The 8,367-nt window shown below is 65.7% G+C and carries 5 protein-coding genes; 2 read left to right on the top strand and 3 right to left on the bottom strand.

Annotated features, from left to right (window positions below; all coding sequences use genetic code 11):
* Both DM816_RS06430 and DM816_RS06425 read right to left on the bottom strand, forming a co-directional pair.
* Positions 1-361: leucine-rich repeat domain-containing protein (locus DM816_RS06430; protein ID WP_211588568.1), on the bottom strand; the 361-nt coding region annotated here is incomplete at its 3' end.
* Between the two features lie 515 nt (positions 362-876).
* A complete protein-coding gene (locus DM816_RS06425; RefSeq protein WP_117209215.1) occupies positions 877-1,917 on the bottom strand; it encodes a DUF4238 domain-containing protein in 1,041 nt (346 codons plus the stop codon).
* 994 nt (positions 1,918-2,911) lie between these two features.
* Here DM816_RS06425 and DM816_RS06420 point away from each other — a divergent pair.
* A complete protein-coding gene (locus DM816_RS06420) occupies positions 2,912-4,558 on the top strand; it encodes an alpha-amylase family protein (RefSeq protein WP_117209214.1) in 1,647 nt (548 codons plus the stop codon).
* A 333-nt stretch (positions 4,559-4,891) separates the two neighbouring features.
* Here DM816_RS06420 and DM816_RS06415 read toward each other — a convergent pair whose 3' ends face one another.
* Positions 4,892-5,461: a dihydrofolate reductase family protein gene (locus DM816_RS06415; RefSeq protein WP_117209213.1), complete on the bottom strand. Its 570-nt coding sequence runs from the start codon at positions 5,459-5,461 to the stop codon at positions 4,892-4,894.
* 124 nt (positions 5,462-5,585) lie between these two features.
* Between DM816_RS06415 and DM816_RS06410 the strand changes: the two genes are divergently transcribed.
* A complete protein-coding gene (locus DM816_RS06410) occupies positions 5,586-8,249 on the top strand; it encodes an ATP-binding protein (protein ID WP_162907175.1) in 2,664 nt (887 codons plus the stop codon).
* Positions 8,250-8,367 lie beyond the last annotated feature (118 nt).

The raw sequence follows: 8,367 nt of genomic DNA, 5'->3' as shown, positions 1-8,367 counted from the left end.
CGGCCGGCACCGCCGTGAGCTGATTGCCGGACAGGGACAGCGTGGTGAGCGAGGTCAGGTTGCCCAGCTCGGCCGGCACCGCCGTGAGCTGATTGCCGGACAGGGACAGCGTGGTGAGCGAGGTCAGGTTGCCCAGCTCGGCCGGCACCGCCGTGAGCTGATTGCCGGACAGGGACAGCTCGGTGAGGGAGGTCAGGTTGCCCAGCTCGGCCGGCACCGCCGTGAGCTGATTGCCGGACAGGGACAGCTCGGTGAGGGAGGTCAGGTTTCCCAGCTCGGCCGGCACCGCCGTCAATCCTCTGCGCGAAAGGTCAAGCGTTGTTGCCTGCTCTGCTGCTGCCTTGACTATGACATCAGCCACCGAGAGTTCCACATGTTCTCCGCAACGTCTGAGAGCTTTTACACCCAAGTCAGCCACAATAAGGCGTGAATCAATGTCATCCCAACCTTTGGAGCCAAAGCGCCGACGGAGTCGTCGGTAACCCATGTGACTGGATCCCAGTGATCAGATCACATGGACCAGAAACTAGGTTCCAGCCATAGAGTAGTGAACCACGTCTGTCACGAGCCACATACTAATGCCGATTGCCGCCATAACGGACAATTCATCATGAAACGTTGATGTCTCCGATCGGTGCCCGTCGTCATGGGAAACATGGCAGACGACGAACCTTGCCGACACGTCGCCTCGTGGGTACAGCAGCCGTACCGGACAACAGTGTCCAAAGGCGACCCTCAGCACCACGACGAGCACGGCAATGGCCGTGGATGAGCTTCGTATGGTTAATCCGCGTTTCAGGGTTCGGGCGGTTATCGACCGAGGTCAAGCTGGCAGCAGCCGATTCCTCTTGACTGGACTTTCAATTCGCTGGCCGTTTACCGACATGATTGCTGCCAACTACGTGGTTCCGACCAAACTCCGTCGTTCTCCCCGTGGTTCGAGTAGCGAAGCGCGTGGAAATGTGCGTTAGTCCGGACAAACGGTTCAAGACTGCTGCCGGGCCGGAAATACATATGGCGAGCCGCACCACGGATCTGATGGCGGTTTAGAACATCAACCTGGTCTTGACTAAGTGGAAGATATGTGTCGGTTTCGCCTAGCGCGATCATGCAATATGGCGTGATAGGGAGAGCGATAGTGATGGCCTCGTTGAGGCCAACGCCATCTCGAAGGCCAATCCGCCCATCACTGGAAATGGCCAAAGCAGGGGCGTCTCCGAGCAGAAATTCGCCGGTTTCCGGCGTGCAGACCTGGAGGCCCCAACCAGCCAAAGTGGAGACGCTGAGGCGATACAGACGCTCGAGACTGTCGCGGAAAAATCCGTCATCGCGCCATAGGGCTTGCATCGGGGCAAGGGCATCATCAACTATGAATTCCAAACAACCGGGGCCAGGAACTAAGCCGTGATATCGACGCCTGAACTCATATTCGGCCATCGATCGACGTTCAGTTAGGAGAAGTCGGCGTAAGGCGGCAACCCGATCGTGCCAAATTGGATCAAGGAAAGAGCGGAGGTGAACGTTCCGTACATGATGCATGGCTATCGCCCCTTTTAAGACCTCTACTAAATCGGGGCGAGATAAGACAGTCCTTTCTAGACATGCATCGATGGCTTCTGGAAGGCGATTTTCGGTCTCATGCCAAACCATCTCCATCGTCTTGGAGGCGAATCGCACGAAGTCAGCGATATAACCGGTCCCAGCCGGGAAGTAATAGCAGGGCTTTGCCGAAGGCCACTCAAGGTTGATGCTTCCAATCCGTCCCGCATGCGGCAAGCCATTCGGCGCAGCGAAGCGCCGAAGGATTAGCTGCGACACCACGTGTTGCTTGCGGACATGGCCCCCCGACTGCACGTTTAGTACCCGAATCTGCTCCACCGTTCGATGTGGGTAACGCTGTGGGATCATCAAGGTCATAGCATCATTGTCGCAAAGGCGAACCGCCAGGCCGAGTTGTTATCCGCTCCGGAGGGCTCATGCAGTCATCTCCGCAATGTGGTGCGCACGGCCAGGGGATCATGCAGGTCGAGGCTTGGCTGACAACGGAAGTTCACCCACCATTCGAGCGGGCCCTCAAGGTCGGGTGGTTCCTGTCCACTACCCAGCCACTAACCGCGAACGTGCAGAAGGCCGAGGACTGCGCTGGTGGCGATCGCCCAGATGCGTTGGTCGCGAACACGGTTGGCCTGCACCAGCTTCCTCCTTGGAGGACGTCAGGAATCGAGAGCAGGACAAGGCTAACTAAGGTTACAATACCGCCGATTCGCGATCATGAGACGCATAAAACCAAGATCGATCGTGCCCCCGTATGCGCCTCGAACCGGTTCCTTCGGGTGTCGCGAGCGGTCATTCGCAGACGGCGCGAGCAGGACATTCGAACATATACCACTTGATCACGGAGGCTTCCAAGCCGATTCTCCGGAGGTTCCCGTGCCCGCCGACTTCGGCGGTATCGGTCGGGCAGAGGACCGAGCGGTTCGGGATATTTCCGGGATGATCTTGTCCTGTTGATAGGGAAGAATCGACGTCAGTTGAGGCCACGACTGCCCCCGGCAAGGTGCCGTGATTGGACTCATAATCCGCCGGTCGCGGGTTCGATCCCCGCCCGCCCCACCAGATGATCGTTTGCTGGCTAGCCGGTAGATTTCGCGTGGCTTGTTGAGCAGGTCGAGCAGGATTTCGATGGCTTCGCGCCTGGCGTTGATCTGTGGGTTGCCGGTCTCGGCGAGTTGGCGCTGTAGGCGTTCACGTTCGTCGCGGACTGGCGGAGCCGTTGGCTGACCTTCGCCTTGGGCCACTCGGGATCGTCGCGGCAGGTCAGGTGCTGGGAAGAAGCGGCGGGATCCTGCCCGAACATGAGCTTTGTCGCTGGCATGTTTCGTAGGCCGCTGATCGGGTCACAGGATTTGGTATGACCGGACGCTGGTACCAGAAAGCTGTCATTTACTGCCTGGACGTGGACACCTTCGCCGATTCGGACGGCGACGGCGTCGGCGATTTTCGGGGCCTCATCGGCCGGCTGCCCTACCTTGCGCGCCTCGGTGTGACCTGTGTGTGGCTGCACCCGATCCATCCGACAGAGGGCCGTGACGACGGTTACGACGTCACCGACTTCTACGGCATCAACCCCGCCCTGGGGACGCTGGGTGACTTCGCCGAGTTCCTGAGGGAAGCCGAAAGCACGGGCATCAAGGTCATCATCGATCTGGTGGTCAACCACACCTCCGACCAGCATCCGTGGTTCCGCTCGGCCCGCGCCGACCCCGGCTCGCCATATCGCGACTTCTATGTATGGAGCGACGAGGAGCCGGCCGACCGCCATCAGGGCATGGTGTTCCCCGGCGAGCAGGCCGAGACATGGAGCTACGATCGCACCGCCAAAGCCTGGTTTTACCATCGTTTCTACAAATTTCAGCCGGACCTCAATTTCGCCAACCCCGCCGTGCGCGAGGAGATCAAGAAAATTGCCGCCTTCTGGTTGCAGCTCGGGGTGGCGGGGTTCCGCATCGACGCGCTGCCGTTCATCATCGAGCTGACCAAACCCGGCGACGCCGAGGCAGCGAAGGATCTCTCGTTCATAGCCGAGCTTCGCCAGCATCTACAATGGATTCGGCCCGATGTGCTGCTGCTGGCCGAGGCCAATGTGGAAGCCGACCAGCTGGTCCGCTACTTCGGCGACGCGCCGGACTCCAACAACGGTGTGCACATGCTCTTCGACTTCATGCTCAACGGCCGCATCGTGCTCTCGCTGGCGCGCCACGATCCGGAGCCGATCATCGACGCGTTACGTGACACCCCGGTCCTGCCCCCGCATGCGCAGTGGGCCACCTTCCTGCGCAATCACGACGAGATCGACCTGTCCCGGCTGACCGCCGAACAGCGCGGTGAGGTCTACGCAGCCTTCGGCCCGCAGGACAACATGCGCCTCTACGATCGGGGCATACGGCGGCGGCTCGCCCCGATGCTGGCCAACGATAGGCGCCGCATCGAGCTCGCCTACGCCCTGCAGTTCTCGCTGCGCGGAACCCCCGTCCTGCGCTACGGGGAGGAGATAGGCATGGGCGAAGACCTCTCCCTGCCTGGCCGTGAAGCGATCCGCACCTCGATGCAGTGGTCGTACAAGGCCAACGGCGGCTTTTCCACGGCCCCGGCCACACAGCTGACCCGCCCGGTCATCTCCGGCGGCGACTTCGGCTACCAGAAGGTCAACGTCACCGCCCAACGGCACGACCCCCGATCCCTCCTGGCCTGGTTCGAACGCATGATTCGCACTCTGCGTGAGGCGCCGGAGGTCGGCATCGGCACCTGCCGCCACGTCGACATCCCGCTACCATCCGGCGTGCTGGCCCACCGCGCCGACGGCGAAGGCGGATCGTTGCTATTCCTGCACAACCTCGCCGATCAGGACGTGACCGCGGACTTGAGCTCACTGGCCAAAGAAGCCGACCAGCCTAACGACATCCTCGCCGACCAGGACTACGAACCCACCGCCGATCTGGCGTCGCTGCGCCTGGCCGGCTACGGCTACCGTTGGATTCGCCTGTATCGCAACCCATAAACCGGCGCGGCGGGAGGCGCCCAGGCCGTCAGCTCGACCGTCGCGGGACCGGCTGGGATGTCCTTCCCGCGCCGGGCGTTGTCTCACACTGGATCCCGAACCTGCACGGCAAGCCCTAACCAGCAACGATCCTGATTGGACCTGCAAGCGCCGTATAACAACTGGAACCGGCCGTCGTGTGCCATACGGCCGATGTCCCGTCGCTGTTCACCTGAGCGTTGCTGTCCGTGACCGATGCCGTACGCGGAGGCAACCATTTCGTCGCCCGCTGTGCGACGCGCCAGGGTGGCGGCCGGGTGTCTGAGATGGACGCCCGGCCGCACCCGGGCGCCGTTACCGTTCGGATGCCTCGTCCGGCGCATAGGCGAGATTCAGCACACCGGACTTGAAGGTCTCGGAGGAGAGCAGCTTCAGCGGAATCCGCTTATCGCCTTCGTCGAACAGGCGCATGCCGTCGCGCACAGCGATCGGGTGCATCAGGAGGTGCAGCTCGTCCAGCAGGCCTGCGACCAGGAGCTGCCGGACGATCGAAATCGAGCCGCTGACCGCGATGGCGCCGCCCGGCTCGTTCTTGAGGGCCGTCACCGCACCGACGAGGTCGCCGCTGAGCTGTTCGGAGTTCCGCCAGGTGAACGCGAGCCGCTGACGCGATACGACAATCTTGCGGTTGTCGCCGAGCGACCTGGCGATGGCCGCGTCCTCCTCGCCGGCCGCCTCGCGCTGCGGCCATGCTCCCGCGAAGTCGTCGTAGGTTACGCGGCCAAGAAGGAGGGTGTCGGCGGCGCCGACCGCTGCGGCGACGGCGGCGCCCATCTCGTCGTTGAAATACGGGAAGTGCCACTGGTCGGGCGCCTCGACGACTCCGTCGAGCGAGATGAACAGGCTGGCGATGATCTTTCTCATGACTTTTCTCCATCGAAGGTGTCGGGGATGGTCCGTTCACCACAGCCTCCAACCGGCGACGCGTACGATCATCGGTGCCGACCACCTATCCACCACCCATATGGCCACGGAGACCTTAGGGGCGATGACGACTCAAGCGGTGACAGAGCGGGAGGCGCAGGTCCTGACACTGCTGGCGGATCGGCTGTCGAACGCCCAGATCGCCAACCGGCTGCACATCTCGGTGCGCACCGTCGAGCACCACGTGTCCGCGCTGTTGCGCAAGCTCGGTGCCGACGACCGGCGGGCACTGGCCGAGTTCGCCGTCCGGCACCGGGTGGGCGTTCGCCGGCTGGCCGGACTGCCGAGGCCGCACACGAGCTTCGTCGGCCGCGCCGTGGAGCTCGATCTCGTCCGGGCGGCGTTGGAAGGTAGCCGGCTGGTCACGCTGGTCGGTCCAGGCGGCGTGGGTAAGACCAGGCTGGCGGTCGCCGTGGCTGAGGCGATGGCGCCGGCGTCCGGAAACAGGGGCGGGTTCGTCGACCTGGTGCCGGTACGCGACGGCTTCGTCGGCCCGGCTGTGGCGGCGACCCTGGGTGTGGCACAGCGGCCGCATCAGCCGCTGTCCGACACGATCGTCGAGTACCTCGGCGACGCCCCGGCCCTGCTGGTGCTCGACAGCTGTGAGCACGTGCTGGACGGGGCGGCCGAACTGGTGGCGGCCGTGCTCGCGGCCTGTCCAGCGGTGCTGGTGTTGACCACCAGCCGAGAACGGCTGCGCCTGCCGGGTGAGCAGAGTGTGCCGGTCGAGCCGTTGCCCGTCGCCGACGAGGCGGTGGCGTTGTTCCGGGACCGGGCCGCGGCGGCCGATCCCCGGTTCGGCGCCGAGCCGGGCACGCTGGCCCGGATCTGCGCCCGGCTGGACGGCATGCCGCTGGCCATCGAGCTGGCCGCCGCACGGGTGGCCGCGCTCGGCATCCAGGGCCTGATGACCGCGCTGGATGACGCCGTGCGGGTACTGGCCGGCGGTCGCAACCCCGATCCGCGGCACCGCTCGTTGCGGGCGGTCATCGACTGGAGCCACGACCTGCTCGACGAGGCCGAGCAGGTGCTGTTCCGGCGCCTGGCGGTCTTCGTCGGCCCGTTCGACCTGTCCGCGGCGACGGCGGTGGCCGACGCCGGTGACGCCATCGCCGTGGCGAACCTGCTCGGCCGATTGGTGGACAAGAACCTGGTCGTTCTCCTGCCTGGCAGCGGGCGGTGGCGGCTGCTGGACACGATCCGCGTCTACGCCCGCCAGCGGCTGGCCGCCGACGAGTGGGCCGCGGTCCGGCGCCGCCACCTGGGCTGGGCACAGGTGATCGCCACCGCGATCGAGGACCGGCTCGGCGCGAACTGGTCAGACGAGTTTGATGCCGTCGTCGACGACCTGCGAGCAGCACTGCAGGAGGTGCCGCCCGGCCCCGATGACGTCGCGCACCGGTTGGCCCGCGGCCTCGGCCGTCTCACCTACGCCCGCCAGCTCAGACAGGAGGCGGTCGACCGCTACCAGCAGGCCGCCCGGCACGCTCCCACGGCCGCCGACGCCGCCGCCGACCTCGACGCCGCAGCGGACTGCGCAGTCGTCACCTACCGCGCAGACATGGCGTTCGAGCTGTGGCTCGACGCCGCCGACAAAGCCGGCCAGGCGGGTGAAGCCGACACCCGGGCCGCGCTACTGTCCCGAGCGGTCGAGATCAGCTGCCGGTATCCCGCGACTTTCGCCGTCGCGATACCCCACGATCGGCTGCGCGAGCTTCACCGCGAGGCGACAGCGTCAGCTAGCTCGGACAACTCCCGTACCGTGGCCGCGCTCGCCATCAACGCGGCGTGGCTGGCCGGACCGCCCAGTCCGGACCAGGCGCTGGCCGAGCGGGCGCTGGTCGCCGCGCGGGCCGCGGGCGACCCGGTGCTGCTCTGGGCGGCCATCGACACCGCCGCCTCGATGTACGAGCGGAAGGGCCACCTGCAGCGGGCGCATGAGCTGGCCCGCGCCGGGCTGCCGCTGCTCGCCGAACTGGACCGCAGCCAGCCCCGGGCCGGTGCGACCGTGCGCTCCATCCACTACCTGGGCGGCGTGCTCGCCATCGCGGTCGGCGACCTGCCGGTGGCGATCGGGGCCGCGCGGGCCGCCGCCACCGATCCGATCACGGCGGAACCCATGGCCCTGGGCAGCCTGCTGGTGCCGCCGCTGGTGCTCAGCGGCGACTTCGACGAGGCCCTGCACCACGCCGACGCTCTATGGCATGCCTGGGAAGCCGGTGGTCGCGCTGTCGCTGGCCGGCTGTGGTTTCCCGCCGCTACCGCCGCCCTCGCGCACGGGCTCAGCGGTAACCGGAGCGGCTTCCGCCTTTGGCGCAACCGGATGGGCAACCTCGCCGGCCCGCACAACGCGTACCGGTTACGCACCGCCTCGTCGGCCCGCTTCGCCGACGCCCGCATGGCGGTGCACACCGGTGACCTGACCGACGCCGCCGCCATCGTCGATGACGCGTTCTCGGACCCGGCGCCATCACACCGCTACCGCGTCTTCGCACAGGCCGCCGCGGCCGAACTGGCCGTTGTCGCGCGCCTGCCCAACGCCCACCGGTACCTCGACAGGGCGGCCGAACTCGCCACCGAAAACGCATGGGCAGCCGCCTGTCTGGCCCGGGCCCGCGGCCGGAACCACCGCGACCCCGGGGCCCTGCGGGAGTCCATCAACGGCTGGGAACGCATCGGCGCGCGCTTCGAACACGCCTACACCGTCGAGCTGCTCGAGCATGGCTAGGCCGAAGTTGGGGTCATTTCCCAGTGCCCTAGGGCCACATCAATCCCGAACACCTCGATCGCCGTGGCGCCGACCGTGCCCGCTCGGATGATCGTGGGGCGCCAACGGCCGCGAGACA

Origin of the sequence: Allorhizocola rhizosphaerae, assembly GCF_003426775.1 — a bacterium.
Classification (GTDB): Bacteria; Actinomycetota; Actinomycetes; order Mycobacteriales; family Micromonosporaceae; genus Allorhizocola; species Allorhizocola rhizosphaerae.
This window is presented reverse-complemented; position numbering and strand designations above follow the sequence as displayed.